This window comes from Pseudorhodobacter wandonensis (assembly GCF_001202035.1).
GTDB lineage: Bacteria > Pseudomonadota > Alphaproteobacteria > Rhodobacterales > Rhodobacteraceae > Pseudorhodobacter > Pseudorhodobacter wandonensis.
The window spans coordinates 253263-270011 of the sequence record NZ_LGHT01000026.1 but is presented as its reverse complement, the minus strand read 5'-3'; the positions used below and the strand labels follow the sequence as shown (position 1 = coordinate 270011).

Annotated in this window: 14 protein-coding genes; 8 read left to right on the top strand and 6 right to left on the bottom strand. The window is 59.6% G+C overall.

Annotated features, from left to right (window positions below):
* Positions 1-15 precede the first annotated feature (15 nt).
* From AKU79_RS07845 to AKU79_RS07835, 3 genes are all read left to right on the top strand, one after another.
* Positions 16-531 carry a hypothetical protein gene (locus AKU79_RS07845; RefSeq protein ID WP_231580120.1) on the top strand — a complete coding sequence of 172 codons (516 nt, stop codon included), beginning with the start codon at positions 16-18 and terminating at the stop codon, positions 529-531.
* Positions 532-535: 4 nt separating this feature from the next.
* Positions 536-922 carry a response regulator transcription factor gene (locus AKU79_RS07840; protein ID WP_050523019.1) on the top strand — a complete coding sequence of 129 codons (387 nt, stop codon included), beginning with the start codon at positions 536-538 and terminating at the stop codon, positions 920-922.
* A 72-nt stretch (positions 923-994) separates the two neighbouring features.
* On the top strand, positions 995-3082 hold the full coding sequence (locus AKU79_RS07835; RefSeq protein ID WP_050523018.1) for a 3'-5' exonuclease: 2088 nt from the start codon (positions 995-997) through the stop codon (positions 3080-3082).
* Positions 3083-3395: 313 nt separating this feature from the next.
* Here AKU79_RS07835 and truA read toward each other — a convergent pair whose 3' ends face one another.
* Positions 3396-4166 (bottom strand): tRNA pseudouridine(38-40) synthase TruA, encoded by a 771-nt coding sequence (gene truA, locus AKU79_RS07830; protein WP_050523017.1) that lies wholly within the window; start codon positions 4164-4166, stop codon positions 3396-3398.
* A gap of 184 nt (positions 4167-4350) precedes the next feature.
* On the opposite strand from truA, the gene AKU79_RS07825 reads away from it, so the two are divergent.
* From AKU79_RS07825 to ileS, 3 genes are all read left to right on the top strand, one after another.
* On the top strand, positions 4351-5724 hold the full coding sequence (locus AKU79_RS07825; protein WP_050523096.1) for a YcjX family GTP-binding protein: 1374 nt from the start codon (positions 4351-4353) through the stop codon (positions 5722-5724).
* A gap of 27 nt (positions 5725-5751) precedes the next feature.
* On the top strand, positions 5752-6759 hold the full coding sequence (locus tag AKU79_RS07820; RefSeq protein WP_050523016.1) for a YcjF family protein: 1008 nt from the start codon (positions 5752-5754) through the stop codon (positions 6757-6759).
* A gap of 314 nt (positions 6760-7073) precedes the next feature.
* Entirely contained in the window at positions 7074-10094 is a 3021-nt protein-coding gene (gene ileS / locus AKU79_RS07810) for an isoleucine--tRNA ligase (protein ID WP_050523014.1), read from the top strand.
* Here the strand turns inward: ileS and AKU79_RS07805 are convergent.
* Entirely contained in the window at positions 10091-10711 is a 621-nt protein-coding gene (locus AKU79_RS07805) for a YdeI/OmpD-associated family protein (protein WP_050523013.1), read from the bottom strand. The genes ileS and AKU79_RS07805 overlap by 4 nt on opposite strands.
* An 85-nt stretch (positions 10712-10796) precedes the next feature.
* Between AKU79_RS07805 and AKU79_RS07800 the strand changes: the two genes are divergently transcribed.
* On the top strand, positions 10797-11246 hold the full coding sequence (locus AKU79_RS07800) for a methylated-DNA--[protein]-cysteine S-methyltransferase (protein WP_050523095.1): 450 nt from the start codon (positions 10797-10799) through the stop codon (positions 11244-11246).
* Here the strand turns inward: AKU79_RS07800 and AKU79_RS07795 are convergent.
* The 4 genes from AKU79_RS07795 to fsa form a co-directional block, all read right to left on the bottom strand.
* Positions 11243-11935, bottom strand: coding sequence for a CDP-alcohol phosphatidyltransferase family protein (locus AKU79_RS07795; RefSeq protein ID WP_050523012.1), 693 nt, complete (start codon positions 11933-11935; stop codon positions 11243-11245). The genes AKU79_RS07800 and AKU79_RS07795 overlap by 4 nt on opposite strands.
* Before the next feature lie 27 nt (positions 11936-11962).
* Positions 11963-12886, bottom strand: a complete 924-nt coding sequence (locus tag AKU79_RS07790) for a tyrosine recombinase XerC (protein WP_050523011.1) — start codon at positions 12884-12886, stop codon at positions 11963-11965.
* On the bottom strand, positions 12883-13575 hold the full coding sequence (locus tag AKU79_RS07785; RefSeq protein WP_050523010.1) for a DUF484 family protein: 693 nt from the start codon (positions 13573-13575) through the stop codon (positions 12883-12885). Before AKU79_RS07785 ends, AKU79_RS07790 begins: the two co-directional genes overlap by 4 nt.
* Before the next feature lie 166 nt (positions 13576-13741).
* Positions 13742-14395 (bottom strand): fructose-6-phosphate aldolase, encoded by a 654-nt coding sequence (gene fsa, locus AKU79_RS07780; protein WP_050523009.1) that lies wholly within the window; start codon positions 14393-14395, stop codon positions 13742-13744.
* Positions 14396-14511: 116 nt separating this feature from the next.
* Between fsa and AKU79_RS07775 the strand changes: the two genes are divergently transcribed.
* Entirely contained in the window at positions 14512-16683 is a 2172-nt protein-coding gene (locus tag AKU79_RS07775) for a primosomal protein N' (protein WP_082223973.1), read from the top strand.
* The last annotated feature ends 66 nt before the right edge of the window (positions 16684-16749 follow it).

Genomic DNA, 16749 nt, shown 5'->3' with positions numbered 1-16749 from the left:
AAATGTCTTATGTTGATGGATCTGATCGGAACACTTGGCGCAGGGGCGGGGCTTTTCGGCCTTGTGGTCATCGCGCGGCATCTGTCTGGCGGGCGCTTGCCAAAATGGATGCTTCCGGCGGCAGTTGGCGCAGGCATGCTGCTGTTTTCGATCTGGAACGAGTATACATGGTACGACCGCGCAACAGGTGCGCTGCCGTCGGATGTGGTGATACTGTCCTCGCCGACTGACAAAGTGCTGTATCGTCCGTGGACCTATGTTTTCCCGGTTTCGACCCGTTTTGCGGCGCTAGACCGGACTGGCATGGTCAAAAGCATGGAAAACAGCGCGTTTCGCCGCGCCGATGTGATGCTGGTGCAGCGTTGGGTCGCCACGCAGCGGGTGCCGATAGCATTCGATTGCGCCAATGGCCGCCGCGCCGATCTGGTTGATGGTACAGTCTTTGCACCTGATGGGACGCTGACGGGCGGCACTTGGGCAGAGGCAGGCAAAGAGGACGAATTGCAACGCGCCGCATGTCAGGAAGGGTAAAACCATGCCGACCGATCAAGGACCCAAGCCAAAAATCATGGTGGTCGAAGATGAGGATAACATTGCGCTCGCGCTTGACTATCTGCTGACCCGCGAAGGCTATTCCCATGATCGCGTTGCCAATGGCGGCGAAGCGCTGGCCCGCATTCGTGCAATGCGCCCCGATTTGGTGCTGTTGGATGTGATGCTGCCCGAAATGTCGGGGTATGAGATTTGCCAGGCCATGCAGCTTGATCCCGACTTGGCCAGTATCAAAATCCTGATGATGACCGCCCGAGGCTCGGCGATTGAGCGCAAAAAGGGCCTTGCGCTGGGGGCAGACGGGTTCATTTCAAAACCGTTCGAGCTGGCCGAATTAAGATCGGAAGTGCGCCGCCTGATTGAGGGCTGAAGGCATTGAATAGCGGAGGGGCTGCAGGATGCAAAGAAAACCGCCAGAACCCAAAGCGCAAAGGGGGCTGATATGAGCTTGTCCCTTGAAAGCCTGAGCCTGCGGGTGCGCGTGTTTTTATTCTTTGCCGCCTTGGCCCTTGGTGCGGTCGTGTTGCTGTGTCTTGGGTTGATGATGGGGTATCAGCGTCTTGGCGCGCCTGAAAGCCTGAACGCCTTTGTTCAGGGCGGTGTGATCGGCAGCTTTGGCGTGCTGGGGCTGACGGCGGGTATTTGGTATTTGTTCGATGTGAACGTCTCCAAACCGATTGACCTGTTGGCCGGCGCCTTGCGGGCCCGCGCCCATGCCGATGTCGGCGTCGAGGTCGATCCCAAAATCGCGCGCTATCTGGGTGATCTGGCCCCCGCAGCCCGCGCCACTGCGCACAGCCTGTCAGAAACCCGCAATGCGCTGGCCGAGGCTGTGGCGCGCGAAACCACCCGCCTTTCAGCCGAGAAGAACAAGCTGGCCGCGTTACTGTCGGATGTACCTGTGGGGGTGCTCTTGTGTACGGCAGATCATCAACTGGTGTTTTACAATGGCATGGCGGTTGATCTGATCGGTCAGGCCTCCAAGGGCGTGGCGCCGGGGTTGGACCGCAAGCTGTTCGATTATTTGCGCGAAGGGCCGATCCGCCATGCGCACACCCGCTTGACCGAGGCCAAAGATCCTGATGCCGCCTCGGATCTGCTATGCGCCACCCGCGATGGCGGTCAGATTTTGGCCGCCCGTATGCGGTTGCTGCCCAATGAAACTGGGGTAGCCGGTTATGTGCTAACCTTGCGCGACGTTACCGCCGATTTGGCCGCCCATACCAAGCGCGAGGCACTATTGGCCGAGGTGCTTGACCGTGTGCGACGCCCGGCTGCCAACCTGCGGGCGTTGCTGGCTGTGCTGCCCGAAGGCAGCAGCACACCGCCCGCGATGGATGCGGCCCTGCGCCAAGAAGCAGACGGGCTAAGCAAGGCCATCGCCGAGCTTGCCAAGCGCAAGGATGAAGGGCAGGCCGAACTGGTGCCACGATCGCCCTTGCGCATCACCGACCTGACCGATGGTTTGCGCGCCAGATTTGAGGCAGGCGGGCTGGAACTGGCCGCCCAAGATGTGCCGCTTTTGCTGCGCTGCGACGGGTTCGAAATGGTGTCACTTCTGGCCTTTGTCGGGATGCGCGCTGCCAAGCTGCTGAATATCAACAAATTTGAGTTGACGGTCGAAGAAGACAGTACGGATGCCCTGTTGCGCCTTTGCTGGCAAGGCGCGCCCCTTCGGGTTGGCGATCTTGAACAATGGATGGAGGCGGGGCTGGATGACGATGTGCCGGGGGTGACGGGCCACAGCGTGCTGACCAGCCATGCGACCGACATATGGCCCGAAGATTTGCCTGATGGTCGCCAAGCCATTTGCTTGCCCGTCCGCATAGCGCGGCGAAGTGGTCCAAGGCCGATACCCATCGCCCGTGCTGTGGTTTATGACTTCGATCTGCTGGGCAAGGAGCGCAATGCCGCAGTTGCCGAACAAGCCCTGGCCGATCTGACCTATGTTGTTTTCGATACCGAAACGACAGGGCTGTTGCCCGGTCAGGGGGATGAAATCGTCCAAATTGCAGCTGTGCGCATCGTCAACGGCAAACGTGTCGAGGCCGAAGTGTTTGACAGTTTGGTCAATCCGGGCCGCCCTATTCCGGCTGCGTCCACTGTGGTGCATGGGATTACCGAAGCCATGGTCGCAGACGCCCCCGATATTGCAATCGTTGGCCGTGCTTTCCACAAGTTTGCCGAAGGGGCAGTGCTGATCGCCCATAACGCCCCCTTTGACATGGAATTCCTGCGCCGCCATGAACCCGCGATCGGCGCGCGCTTTGACAATCCAATCCTTGATACCGTCCTGCTCTCGGCTGTGATCTTTGGCCAGCACGAAGAGCACAGCCTCGACGCGCTAACCCACCGTCTGTCGATTACCATCCCCGAAGAGGCGCGCCACACTGCGATTGGCGATAGCGTGGCCACCGCGGACGCATTCTTAAAGCTGTTGCCGATGCTTGAGGGACGTGGGCTACGTAGTTTTGGTGCGGTTTTGACAGAAATCCGCCGCCACGGCCGTTTGCTAAAAGATTTGAATTAGGTTCGGGTAAAAAGCAAAGTAGGGGGCATTCTGCCCCCTCTTGGCCTTAAGGCCAATTCACCCCCTGAGGATATTTTTGCCGAAAAGAAAGCGGTTTAGAAAGATTTAACCAATCCAAGTCATATTGGTAACTGCGGTACAGGCTGGGAAGCCGATGACCGCCCGGAGAGAAAGCGCCCCGTCGCTGGAGAAATCCCCGATGGGGTGCTGGACTCTTTGGCTTTCTTTTCGGCAAAAATATCCTCGGGGGGAATTCGCCGTCAGGCGAAGGGGGGCAGACAGCCCCCGCAACCGTTGCCGCTGGGTGCAAAGCTCACAAGAATGGATCTTGCGGGTAGGATACGCCGCTTAGATATAACCCTTGCGGTGGGCAAACTGGTCCGCAAGCCGCGCGGTCTTTTGCGGCCAAAGCCTCGGCCACTTTCACAGCGGGCCACGCGCCCGCGCCCACGCGCTCAAGCGTTCCGACAAACGATCTGACTTGGTTGTGCAAAAACGACCGTGCGCGCAGATGAAAGCAGTATTCACGGCCTTCCGGGTAATCCTGCTCGGCAATCATAATCTCATCGACAGTTTTGACGGGTGAGGCCGATTGGCACATGCTTGATCGAAAGGTGGTAAAATCATGCAGCCCGATCAAATGGGCGGCCCCTTCACGCATGGCTTGCACATCCAGCGGATGGTTGACTTGCCACACCAACCCGCGGTCATGGGTCACAGGTGCGCGGCGGGTGACCAAACGGAAAAGATAGCGCCGCTCTTGTGCCGAAAACCGTGCGTGAAACGCGTCCGCGACCATCGCGCAAGCCACGACTGAAACGGGCAGAGGGCGCAGGTGGGCGTTCAGCGCGCCGGTCAGCCGGAACGGATCCCAATCTTTGGTCAAGTCGCAATGCGCGACTTGCCCCAGCCCGTGTACGCCTGCATCGGTGCGGCCTGCTGCGGCAATGGTGTGCGGGCCGGGTTCCAGCCGTGCCAGTGCAGCCTCAATCGCGCCCTGAACCGTGAGCTGCCCTTCGGATTGGCGTTGCCAGCCATTGAATGGCCCGCCCTCGTATTCAATTTTCAAAGCATATCTCGGCATCGTTTCCGGTTATCGCGCGCGCTTTGTACTGGCAAGGGGCTGAAAGCAGTGTGATGCAGCTTTGCGCGGCTTTCCCCTTTGATCCTGCAGGTAGAGCGCCTATCTTGAACCGGTAAGGCAAGAAAAAGGGCGATTTGTGCTGGGTGGGATTACAGATGGCCTGAGCCGCGGTATCGATGCCGCGATGTCGGGGGTATCCGAGGCGTTGTTTGAGCCGGTGATCCGGTTGGGCGTGACAGGTTTGTCACGCGCGGGCAAGACGGTGTTCATTACCAGCCTTGTTGCCAACCTTTTGGATCGCGGGCGGATGCCGCAGTTCACTGCCGCGTCGCGCATCGAAACTGCTTTCTTGCAACCCCAGCCCGATGATACTTTGCCGAGGTTTGACTATGAGAGCCATCTTGCCGCACTGACGGGGGCGGCGCCGCATTGGCCTGCCTCGACCCGCGCGATATCCGAGCTGCGGCTGTCGCTGCGGGTGCACCCTTCGGGTTTTTTGGGGGGGATGCTGGGTGGGCTGACGGGGCCGCGTACCATTCATCTGGATATTATCGACTACCCTGGCGAGTGGTTGTTGGATCTGTCACTGATGGGCAAAACCTATGCCGATTGGTCCGAGGCGACGCTGTCGCGCATCGCACATCGCACAGAGGCTACCGATTTCATGGCACGGGCGCGGGCCGAGGATGCCAGCCTGAAGCTGGACGAACCGCGCGCCCAAGCCCTCGCCGCCAGTTTTACCGGTTATTTGCAGGCCGCGCGCAGGGCCGGTTGGTCTGATTGCACGCCGGGGCGGTTTTTGCTGCCCGGTGATTTGGCGGGCAGCCCGGTGCTTACTTTTGCGCCTTTGCCAAAGCCCGGTGATGCCCCGCGCGGTAGTCTTTGGCGCGAAATGGATCGGCGGTTCGAGGCATATAAATCCCGCGTCGTTCGGCCGTTTTTCCGCGATCATTTTGCGCGGATTGACCGGCAGGTTGTGTTGATGGATGTGTTGGGCGCCATTCACGCCGGGCCAATGGCGCTGGAAGATATGCGCCGCACGATGGCCGAGATTCTGGGTGCGTTTCGGCCGGGACAGAATGGGTTTCTGAGCGCGATCTTGCTGGGCAAACGGGTTGACAAGATCTTGTTTGCGGCGACCAAGGCCGATCACTTGCACCACACGCAACACCCGCGCCTGACCGCGATTACCGAGGCGTTGTTGCGTGAGGCGCGGGACCGCGCGGCCTTTAGCGGGGCGGAAACCAGTGCGATGTCACTGGCAGCCCTGCGCGCGACAATCGAGGAAACGCGCAACCACGGCGGGCAACGCCTCGATCTGGTGCGTGGGACATTGCTGGAAACCGGCAAGCAAGCCGCGATGTTTGCGGGCGTGCTGCCTGAGGACCCGAACCACCTGCTTGGCCCCGCGCGCAAGGGCGAGGCGGCGTGGTTGGACAATGATTACTCGGTAATGTCCTTTGCGCCAGCGCGGCTGACATTGCGTCCGGGTGACGGGCCGCCGCATATCCGGTTGGACCGCGCCGCCGAGTTTCTGTTGACGGACCGTTTGGGATAGCCTGCAAGCCTTTGAAAAGGAGCCGATATGGCCAAGCCTGTGCTGATTGATCTTGATGAGGCGCCAAGCCAAACGCCGTCGGATGCGCCGCCGGTGCCTGATTTGGGCTTGCCTGCAGGGCGGGTGATGCAGGCGGCGGCATCAGTGGCAGGTGCGCAACCTTCGGGGCTGATGCGTTTTGCCGTTTGGGTGTTGGGCAGTTTGTTCAGCTTTATGATCTCGGTCGCGGTCTATGATTTCGTAACCGGCTTGCTGGCGCGCAATTCTGTGCTGGGTTGGGTTGCCTTTGGGCTGACGGCTGTGGCGCTTGCGGTATTGCTGGCTTTGGCGCTGCGCGAGGCGTTGGGGTTTTACCGCTTGGGGCGACTGGATCATTTACGGGCCGAGGTCGAGGCCGCGCGGCAGGCAGATCTGCTGAAACCTGCCGCGAAGGTGGTGGATCACTTGCTGTCGCTGTATAAAAACCGCCCCGATCTGCGCTGGGGTGCAGCGCGGCTGGCCGAGCGGCGTGGCGATGTAATGGACGGAGACGGGTTGTTGAATCTGGCTGAAGTTGAGCTGTTGGGGCCAATCGATTTGGCCGCGCGGGCCGAGATTGAGGCCGCGGCGCGGCGCGTGGCCACCGTAACGGCATTGGTGCCATTGGCGCTGGCCGATGTGGTGGTGGCGTTGTTTTCCAACCTGTCGATGATCCGCAAGATCGCGGCACTCTATGGTGGGCGGTCGGGGACGCTGGGCAGCCTAAAGCTGTTGCGGCGGGTGTTTTCGCATCTTTTGGCGACGGGGGCACTGGCATTGGGCGATGATCTGATCGGATCTGTTGCGGGCGGCGGACTATTGGGCAAATTGTCGCGGCGCTTTGGCGAAGGTGTGGTCAATGGCGCGCTGACTGCCCGCGTCGGTGTGGCCGCAATGGAACTGTGCCGCCCTATGCCCTTTGCCGCGCTGCCAAAGCCCAAGGTAACGAACCTAATGAGCCGCGCGCTGACAGGGGCATTTGAGGGGTTTACCAGTTCTGATGCCCAGGGCGAATGACCAGGCCTGAATTTAGGTATTTATGCCAAGATGAAATGAACGGGTCGTGCACGCCAAGCCACGGCTTTGCATGTATCGGCGATAGCGGATAGCAATTCATGCGGCTTTTGCCGCGGGCTGCATTGCATGGCTGGACCACGCGCCAAACCCCGCGTATAACCCGCCCTATGCGACAGATATACGCGAAAACCATACGAATTAGCCGCCCGGCGCTCTGACCCTGTTCAGGTGCCGGGATGAATAGCGCAGCGATTTTGCGCGCGGCCTTGTTTTCTTCTGTCCCCCCCATTTTTGATCCGTAAGGAAATCCGCCCATGTGCGCCGATACCCCCAACACAACGCCCGATTACAAAGACACCGTGTTTCTGCCGGAAACCGATTTTCCGATGCGCGCAGGACTGCCCGCGCGCGAGCCAGAGTGGTTGGCGCGGTGGGAAAGCATTGGCATCTATGACCGCTTGCGCGAGAAAAAGGGCCGGACGCCGTTTACCCTGCATGATGGCCCCCCCTATGCCAACGGCAACCTGCATATCGGCCACGCGCTGAACAAGACCATCAAGGATATCATTGTGCGCAGCCATCAAATGATGGGTTTTGATGCGCGCTATGTGCCGGGTTGGGATTGCCACGGCCTGCCGATCGAATGGAAGATCGAAGAGCAATACCGCAAGAAGGGTCTGGATAAGGACGCGGTAGATATTGTCGATTTCCGTCAGGAATGCCGCAAGTTTGCCGAGGGCTGGGTGGATATCCAGCGCGAGGAATTCAAGCGTTTGGGCGTGACCGGAAACTGGGCCGACCCGTATTTGACGATGGATTTCCACGCCGAAACCGTGATCGCCCGCGATTTCATGGCGTTTTTGATGAATGGCAGCCTGTATCAGGGGTCAAAACCTGTGATGTGGTCGCCGGTTGAGAAAACCGCGCTGGCCGAGGCGGAAGTGGAGTATCACGACCATACAAGCCATACCATTTGGGTGCGGTTCCCAATCGTAGATGTGAAGGAGGATTCATTCCTTCGCGCGATGCAAGTCCAGTTTAATGGCGAAGAACCAATTAGCGGTAACCAGAATGCCTCTCGGTGGGAGGATGTCGATATGGTGAAGTTGCGGGAAGGCTGGAAGGGTGTAAAAGTGGTGATCTGGACCACGACGCCTTGGACCATTCCGCAAAACCGTGGCGTGTGCTTTGGGCCAGAGATTGCCTATGGCCTCTATGAGGTGACAGGCGCGCCGGAAAATTCGCAAGCGGTTGTGGGCGAGAAGATCATTCTTGCCGATGCGCTGGCGGCGCAGATGTTTGCGGCGGCCAAGCTGGAAGACGGCATGACCACGCGTTTGCGCGATGTGTCGGCTGATGAGCTGGCGGGGCTGACGTTGGCCCACCCTTTCCGCGGGGTTGAAGGTGCCGAGGGCGAGTGGGACTTTGACGTGCCGATGTTGCCGGGCGACCATGTGACCGATGAGGCAGGGACAGGCTTTGTGCATACCGCGCCGAGCCACGGGGATGACGACTATCAAGTAGGGCTGAAATTCGGCCTGCCGATGACCTATAACGTCGAACCCGATGGCAGCTATCGCAAGGACTTGCCGATCTTTGGCGGGCAGTCGATCATCAATGCCGATGGCAAGGATGGCCCTGCGAATGTCGAGGTGATCAAGCAGCTTGCCTATGCGGGCGGCTTGTTGGCCAAGGGCAAGATTAAGCACAGCTATCCGCATTCGTGGCGGTCGAAAGCGCCGGTGATCTATCGCAACACGCCGCAGTGGTTTGTGGCGATTGATGCCAAGCTGGATGACGGCAAAGGCGCGCAGGGTGACACAATCCGCACGCGCGCGCTGTCGTCGATTGACCAGTTGGTGAAGTGGTGGCCGCAATCGGGGCGCAACCGTATCCATTCAATGGTCGAAAGCCGGCCTGACTGGGTGCTGTCACGCCAGCGTGCGTGGGGTGTGCCGCTGACCTGCTTTGTGAAAAAGGGCGTGCGGCCGACTGACCCTGATTTCCTGCTGCGCGATGCGGCGGTGAACCAGCGCATCTTGGCTGAATTTGAGGCGCATGGCGCGGATATCTGGTACTCGGCTGGTTTCAAAGAGAAAATGCTGGACGGGCTGCATGACGCCGATGCCTATGACCAGATCTTTGACGTGCTGGATGTGTGGTTCGATTCAGGTTCAACCCATTCCTTCGTGCTGCAAGACCGCGCGGATGGCACGGCCGATGGCATCGCCGATGTCTATATGGAAGGCACCGACCAGCATCGTGGCTGGTTCCAGTCTTCGCTGTTGCAGGCTTGTGGCACCAAGGGCCGCGCGCCCTATCATAACGTGGTGACGCACGGGTTTACGCTGGATGAAAAGGGCATGAAGATGTCTAAATCCATCGGCAACATCATCGCGCCGCAAGCGATCATTGATGAATATGGCGCGGATATTCTGCGGCTGTGGGTGGCGCAAACCGACTATACGGTTGACCAGCGCATCGGTAAGGAAATCCTGAAAGGCGTGGCTGACAGCTATCGCCGCCTGCGCAACACTATGCGGTTTATGTTGGGCAACCTGTCAGGGTTTGACGATGCCGAGCGGGTGGATGTGAAGGACATGCCCGAGCTGGAGCAATGGGTGCTGCACCGTCTGGCCGAGTTGGATATTGAGGTCCGCAAAGGCTATGCCAAGTTCGACTTCCAGGGTGTGTTCCAAAAGCTGTTTACGTTTGCGACCACTGATCTGTCGGCGGTGTTCTTTGACGTGCGCAAAGACGCGCTCTATTGCGATGCGGTCGATAGCCTGCGCCGCCGTGCTGCACGTACCGTTCTGGACCTGCTGTTCCAGCGTCTGACCACATGGCTTGCGCCGATTCTGGTGTTCACGATGGAAGATGTATGGCTGTCGCGCTATCCGGATGATGGGTCTTCGGTTCACCTGCAAGATATGCCGGAAACGCCCGAAGGTTGGCTGAACCCTGCATTGGCCGCGAAATGGGTAGGCATTCGTGCTGCCCGCCGCGCCACTGTGGCCGCATTGGAGGTGCAGCGCAGTTCCAAGGTGATTGGTGCCAGCCTAGAAGCGGCCCCTGTGGTGCATGTTGAAGATGCGGACCTGTTGGCGGCGCTGAAATCGGTGAATTTCGCCGAGCTGACCATCACCTCATCGCTGCAACTGACTGGTGATGCAGCGCCCGCCGAGGCGTTCCGCCTGCCCGAAGTACCGGGCGTGGCGGTGGTGTTTGAAATGGCGCCGGGCGAAAAATGCGTGCGCTGCTGGCAGATTTTGCCCGATGTCGGCACGCATAAACACGCCTGCACCTGCGCGCGCTGTAATGCGGCACTGGGTTAACGCTCCATCGCGCCCTTACCCGCAAGGATGGGGGCGCGATATTTGGCTATGCGCGCGATGCGGGTCTCGGGCTTTTTGGCCGAGGACAGCGCAATCACATAGCTGCGCTGGCGACCCGGCGTCAGGGCCTCAAAGGCCTCGGCAAGTTCGGGGTCGAAATCCAGCGCATCAGTCAATTCCTCGGGCAGTTCCAGTGTCAGCACTGTTTTCGGTGGCATCGTTCCAGTTTCTGCGTGCTGCATTGCCTCGCGCAAATAGGCAAGGATCATGGCTTTTTGCGCAGCAACCTCATGCGCCGCAGCAAAGCGGATTACGCTGGCGGTTTGGCTGTTTGGCCCCGGTTTTTCCAGCAATTTTGCCGTATCGGCCAACAAAGCCGCATTGAAAAAACTTAACCGGAAATCCCCGCGGAATGCCCCGATCAGCGCAATATTGCGCCCTGCATGTTGGTAACACGGGTGGCCCCAACGCAGGGTTTCCTCTAATCCAGCCGCAAGGCACAGCTTTCGCAGCTGGGCCAGACCATCGGCCCATATCCGTGCCGAGCATTCGGCCGTGGCAAACCGGGCGCAGCGTCCGCAGCCATCGCTGAAAAATGGTTCAACCTCGGTGATCATATCGCCGCCTTTTGCTGCGTTGTCGGGCTTTCGCTTTGGACGCTCTGCGCATAGTATCACAGCCGACCTTTCAAGAAAGCCCCCGATGCCCCAAGCCGTTTTCCATTCGCCCTTTGGCCTGTTTTCCGTGGTCGAGGAAAATGGCCTGATCACGCGGCTCGATTGGGCCTCGCGCAGGTCTGACCCGACGGCGTTGTTGCGTGAGGCCTGTCGGCAGTTGGATGAATATTTTGCGGGCGAACGCACGGCGTTTGACCTGCCGCTTGATTTTGGCACGGGGTTTCAGGAACAGATGCGCCGCGCCATGTTTGCGATTCCGTTTGGCCAAACACGCACCTATGGCGAGCTTGCCAAAACGCTTGGCCGCCCCGCGCAGGCGATCGGGCAAGCCTGTGGTGCGAACCCGATCCCGATTTTTATCCCCTGCCACCGCGTCTTGGCGGCCAGCGGCTTGGGCGGGTTTTCGGCGCCGGGCGGGGTTGAAACCAAAATCGCGCTGCTGAAACTGGAAGGTGCGGGCGGGTTTTTGCTTTAGCTGCGTTCGGGGATGATTTGCTGGGCGATACCTGCAAAACAGAGGTAGAGCGAGGTGATGATCAGCCCCCAATGCGCCAAGCTGTGCGGGTGAAAATCAACCCAAGTGGCCCAGCCCGCAAAGACCGTCCACGCCAGTGCCATTGGCAAAGAAACCCAATTCCAGCGCACGGTGCGGGTGGGGTGGATGAATTTCAGGTTGGTAAACATCGCCACAGTCAGCGCCACGACAAAGGCCAGAATGGTCCAATACCCCGGCTGCAAGGCAAACATCACCAGCACAAACATATTCCAGCACGCAGGAAAGCCTGCAAAGGAATTGTCTTTGGTTTTCATGCGGCTATCAACAAAATAGATCACTGACCCATAGGTGATAATGATGATGATAATCCACCCCGTCCAATCAGGCAGCAACCCCGATTTGAACAGCGCAAAGGCAGGGATGAATACATACGTCAGGTAATCGATAATCAAATCCAGCAGCACGCCATCATAGGTGGGAAAATTGGTTTTCACGTCATAGCGGCGGGCAAGCGGGCCGTCGATGCCATCAACCACCAGTGCCACGACCAGCCACCAAAACATCTGGCTCCAGTTGCCCTCAACCGCGGCAAGCATGGCAAGCATAGCCAGAACAGCCCCTGTCGCTGTAAGCAGGTGAACCAAAAGAGCTTTAATTTTCAATGTCATAGTCGGATAAACCTTACGATGGCACTTTCACGCGCGCGGATGTGCCTTTGCGTATACTTCCATTAAGCGGGCAGTATCAACCGCCGTATAGGTTTGCGTCGTGGAAAGCGAGGCATGGCCAAGCAGTTCCTGTATCGCGCGCAAATCGCCGCCCGCATTTAGCAAATGCGTCGCAAAGGAATGGCGCAAGGCATGGGGCGTTGCCGAGGCGGGCAGGCCAAGCTGGGCGCGCACCCGCTCCATCGCGGCGGAAATCAGGCGCGGGTTCAACGCCCCACCACGTGCGCCGAAAAATAGCGGCGTGGTGGCCGAGATGTCATAAGGGCAAAGGCGCAAATAGCGTGCCACCGCATCCTTGGCGGCGGGCAAAACCGGCACCAGACGTTCTTTTCCACCCTTGCCCTTGATCCGCAAAACATCGGGCAGGGGCACGGCTGCACCGGTCAGGCCCAAGGCCTCGGATATCCGCAAGCCGCAGCCGTAGAGCAGGGTCACAACGGCGGTATCCCGCGCCGACACCCATTCCTCACGGGCTTTATCGCCCACAGTATCAAGCACTTGCATGGCGGCTTCTTCAGTCAGCGGTCGTGGTAACTTGCGCCGGAATTTCGGCGCGCGGGTAGATAGGGCCGCCGTGGCATCCACTCCCTCACGGTCTGCCAGCCAAGCGGTAAAGCCTTTGACCGCCGATAAAGCCCGCGCCAATGACCGCGCCCCAACGCCGCGCCCGCGTTCATGTGCCATCCACGCCCGCATATCGGATTGCGGCACGGTGACCAGCCCGCGCAACCCCTCGGTCCCGCCCCGATGCTGGGCAAGAAATGCGAGATAACCTGAAATATCCGTAGAATAGGCTTTCAACGTGTTGTCGGCGGCCCCATCGAGGGCGCGCAAATGGGCCAGCCATTCCGCCAGCGCCGCACGGGCAGCGGGCGAAATGGCCAGGCTCATGACAGCCAGCGGCGCATGGTCCGCTCAAACACACCGGCGAAAAATGCCAAAAGATCTGTGCCTTGGGTTGGTTTGAATTGGTGTGGGTCTTCGGCACCCATGACCAACATGCCCGGCAGACGGCCCTTGCCGAAATCCAACCGCATCAGAGCCTCAGACCGGATCCAGCCAGCGCGCTCGCCGTAAAGGGCGTCCGATTGCGGCACGACCTGGCGCAGCGTCACCGGGCGCAACGACACATTCCGCCCGCCCGCGATATACTCGGCGATAAAGCCCGGCTCGGCGACATAAAGCACCTCGCCCAGTTTACGTAGCGCAGGGTCATCGGCGCTTTGCACCGATTCCAGCACCAAACGCACGCAATCCACACGCAAGGTTTGCATCACATCCGTGCTCAGGCTTCGCAGAAAATCCTCAAAATTCAGCGGGTCAAGCATTTGCAAAATCGCGCGATGCACCTGATTGGTGCCGGCCAAATTCTCATAAGCTGCCGCGATGACCGAGCGATGCGTATCTTCCAGCCGGTCAAGCCGTGTTTCCAGCCGTTCCATCGCAATGCCGCGCAGATCGACGATGTTTGAACCCATCGCGCGTTCATTCGCCGCAATCAGCGCCCGCATCACGTCTTGGTCTCCTAGAATTTTCTCGGGCTCCGAAATCAGCCGGTCCCGCAAGTCCTGTTCAATCATGTAACTGCCTTGTTCTTTTGGGGCAGTGTATAGCAGGGCTCGGGCGCTAATTCCTCAAGTTTCTTGGCAAAGGCGGCATTTCCTGTGGTCATAGGGGCAAATCTGCCATGAAACGCAATGGGCCGGGGAAACCAATCCCCGGCCCAAGACAGTGTTTCACATTAAATTAAAGGATTTTCTGACCGGTTTTCGCCCAGTCTTTCATGAACTGGTCAAGACCTTTGTCGGTCAGTACATGGCCTGCCAAGCCTTTGATAACGCTTGGCGGTGCGGTCATTACGTCTGCACCGATCAGCGCGCATTGCGCCACATGGTTGGCCGTGCGGATGGATGCCGCAAGGATCTGGGTTTCAAAGCCGTAGTTGTCATAGATCGTGCGGATGTCGGCGATCAGGTCAAGGCCATCAAGGTTGATGTCATCCATGCGGCCGATGAACGGGCTGATGAATGTGGCGCCGGCTTTGGCAGCCAGCAGCGCTTGGTTGGCCGAAAAGCACAGGGTCACGTTAACCATATGGCCTTCGCCCGACAGCACTTTGCAGGTTTTCAAACCGTCCCAGGTCAGCGGCACTTTCACCGCGATGTTTGGCGCGATTTTCGCCAGTTTGCGGCCTTCGGCGATCATTTCATCTGCGGTCAGGGCCACCACTTCGGCCGAAACAGGGCCGGAAACGATGTCACAGATTTCTTTGGTCACTTCCAGAATGTCACGGCCCGATTTCAAAATCAGCGAAGGGTTTGTTGTAACCCCGTCAACCATGCCAAGGTCGTTCAATTCGCGGATTGCATCCACATCGGCGGTATCAACAAAGAATTTCATGGCACGGGTCCTTTGGGTGTTGTTGCGGTGTCTGTCGGTGTATTAGCGCAAGTTAAAGGCCAGCGAAAGAGAAGGGTTTCTGGGTGACCAAGGCATTTTGGCAAGCAGGAGAAGTGATCGGCGTGGCCGTAACCGAAAGCTTTGGCCGCAGTCTCGGCCCGCTGTTGGATTACAAAGCGCCCGAGGGCGGCTGTGGTTTGGGCGATTTTCTGGAATTGCCTTTGGGCCCGCGTAAGATTTTGGGCGTGGTATGGGGTGCGGGTGTTGGCGGCGTTGACCCTGCCAAGCTGCGTGCAGCCTACCGCGTGCTGGATGTGCCACCGATGCGCGATGAAATGCGCAGTTTTCTGGCCCGCGCTGCCGATTATACGCTGACCCCCCTGCAAGCGATGCTGCGCCTTGCCACCCGTGCACCTGGGCTGGATAGCCCGCCCTCTACCCGCCGCGTGTACCGGCTGGGCGCGGGCGAACCTGCCCGTTCCACCGATGCCCGCGCCAAGGTGCTAGAGGTGCTGCGCTATTATGGCGGCCTGTCGTTCACCCTGTCGGAACTGGCGGCGCAGGCGGGCGTGACACCCTCGGTTATCAAAGGTTTGGTCAAATCGGGTGTGGTGCTGGAAGAGGATGCGCCGCGTGATCTGCCCTACCCAAGGCTGGACCCCGATGCGATGGTGGTGCGGTTGGCCGGCGATCAGATTGCGGCGGGTGATGCTTTGGTCGCAAGCGTGGCGATGGGTGGCTATTCGGCGACATTGCTGAAAGGCGTGACCGGCTCGGGCAAGACAGAGGTCTACCTTGAGGCCGTGGCCGAATGTCTGCGCCAAGGGCGGCAGGCGTTGGTATTGCTGCCCGAAATCGCGCTTACCTCGGAATTCATCAACCGCGTGGAAACCCGTTTTGGAGCGCGGCCGGCCGAGTGGCACTCGGGCGTGACGATGACCGAGCGCCGCCGTTTATGGCGGATGGCGGCGAATGGCGGCGCGCAATTTGTGGCGGGCGCACGCTCGGCGCTGTTCCTGCCGTTTCAGGATTTGGGTCTGATCGTTGTCGATGAGGAACACGACACCTCCTACAAGCAAGAAGAAGGCGTGCTGTATAACGCCCGCGATATGGCAGTGCTGCGGGCGGCGATTTGCGGTTCGGCGATCGTGCTGGCCTCGGCCACGCCATCGCTGGAAAGCTGGGTAAACGCGGCCTCGGGGAAATACGGGCGGCTGGATTTGGGCGCGCGCTTTGGTGTGGCGGAGATGCCGGATATGCGGGCGATCGACATGCGGGCCGAGAAACTGCCCAGCAATCGCTGGATATCGCCCACGCTGGAAAAGGCCGTGAAGGCGCGGGTGGCAGCGGGTGAGCAATCGTTGATCTTCCTGAACCGGCGGGGCTATGCGCCGGTAACGCTGTGCCGGGCCTGTGGAGAGCAGGTTGGCTGTGATGAATGTGACGCGCGGATGGTCGAGCACCGGTTTTTGAACCGGCTGATGTGCCATCAATGCGGGGCGACGAAACCGATGCCCGAGGTTTGCCCAAGCTGTGGCGTGGCGGGCAAAATGGCCCCCGTCGGGCCGGGTGTGGAACGGCTGGCCGAGGAGGTGGTGGCGTTGTTCCCCGAGGCCCGCGTGGCGGTGCTGTCGTCGGATTTGTTCGGCTCGGCCCGCGCGCTGAAAGAGCAGATCGAGGCCATTGCGGCAGGGGCGGCGGATATTATCATCGGCACGCAAATCGTGGCCAAGGGGCATAACTTTCCGCTGCTGACGCTGGTGGGCGTGATTGATGCCGATCTGGGGCTGACGGGGTCGGATTTGCGGGCGGCCGAGAGGACGTTTCAATTGATGCGGCAGGTGGCGGGGCGGGCGGGGCGTGCCGATAAGCCGGGCGTCGCGATGATGCAGACCTTTCAGCCCGAACACCCCGTTATCCGCGCGATTCTGGGCGGGGATGAGGAAGCGTTTTGGGAGGCCGAGGCAGGCGAGCGCAGGCAGGCAGGTGTGCCGCCCTATGGCCGGATGGCGGGGATAATTCTTTCGGGGCCAGAGGTGGGGCCGGTGTTTGATGTGGGCGCGGAATTGGCCCGCAAGGATGGCCCGTTGCGGCGGATCGGGGCGCAGGTTTTCGGGCCGGCCCCGGCCCCGATTGCCCGCGTGAGGGGGCGGCATCGGGTAAGATTGCTGGTAAAAGCCGACAAAGGGGCGGCGATTCAGGCAGCGATTTCGGATTGGATTTCGCAGGTGAGATTGCCGAATAATGTGAGGCTGGCCGTCGATATTGACCCGCAGAGCTTTTTGTAATGGCAAATGACCGCGCGCGGACATGTTTTTAACGGTTTGATTTGCAACGGTAAAGTTGTTTTTGTT

Coding starts and splice junctions, on each gene's coding strand:
- truA (WP_050523017.1), bottom strand. CDS start 4,166: ATGCCGAGATATGCTTTGAAAATTGAATACGAGGGCGGGCCATTCAAT.
- AKU79_RS07805 (WP_050523013.1), bottom strand. CDS start 10,711: ATGATCACCGAGGTTGAACCATTTTTCAGCGATGGCTGCGGACGCTGC.
- AKU79_RS07840 (WP_050523019.1), top strand. CDS start 536: ATGCCGACCGATCAAGGACCCAAGCCAAAAATCATGGTGGTCGAAGAT.
- AKU79_RS07785 (WP_050523010.1), bottom strand. CDS start 13,575: ATGATTGAACAGGACTTGCGGGACCGGCTGATTTCGGAGCCCGAGAAA.
- AKU79_RS07825 (WP_050523096.1), top strand. CDS start 4,351: ATGTCGGGGGTATCCGAGGCGTTGTTTGAGCCGGTGATCCGGTTGGGC.
- ileS (WP_050523014.1), top strand. CDS start 7,074: ATGTGCGCCGATACCCCCAACACAACGCCCGATTACAAAGACACCGTG.
- AKU79_RS07845 (WP_231580120.1), top strand. CDS start 16: ATGGATCTGATCGGAACACTTGGCGCAGGGGCGGGGCTTTTCGGCCTT.
- AKU79_RS07800 (WP_050523095.1), top strand. CDS start 10,797: ATGCCCCAAGCCGTTTTCCATTCGCCCTTTGGCCTGTTTTCCGTGGTC.
- AKU79_RS07835 (WP_050523018.1), top strand. CDS start 995: ATGAGCTTGTCCCTTGAAAGCCTGAGCCTGCGGGTGCGCGTGTTTTTA.
- AKU79_RS07795 (WP_050523012.1), bottom strand. CDS start 11,935: ATGACATTGAAAATTAAAGCTCTTTTGGTTCACCTGCTTACAGCGACA.
- AKU79_RS07790 (WP_050523011.1), bottom strand. CDS start 12,886: ATGAGCCTGGCCATTTCGCCCGCTGCCCGTGCGGCGCTGGCGGAATGG.
- AKU79_RS07820 (WP_050523016.1), top strand. CDS start 5,752: ATGGCCAAGCCTGTGCTGATTGATCTTGATGAGGCGCCAAGCCAAACG.
- fsa (WP_050523009.1), bottom strand. CDS start 14,395: ATGAAATTCTTTGTTGATACCGCCGATGTGGATGCAATCCGCGAATTG.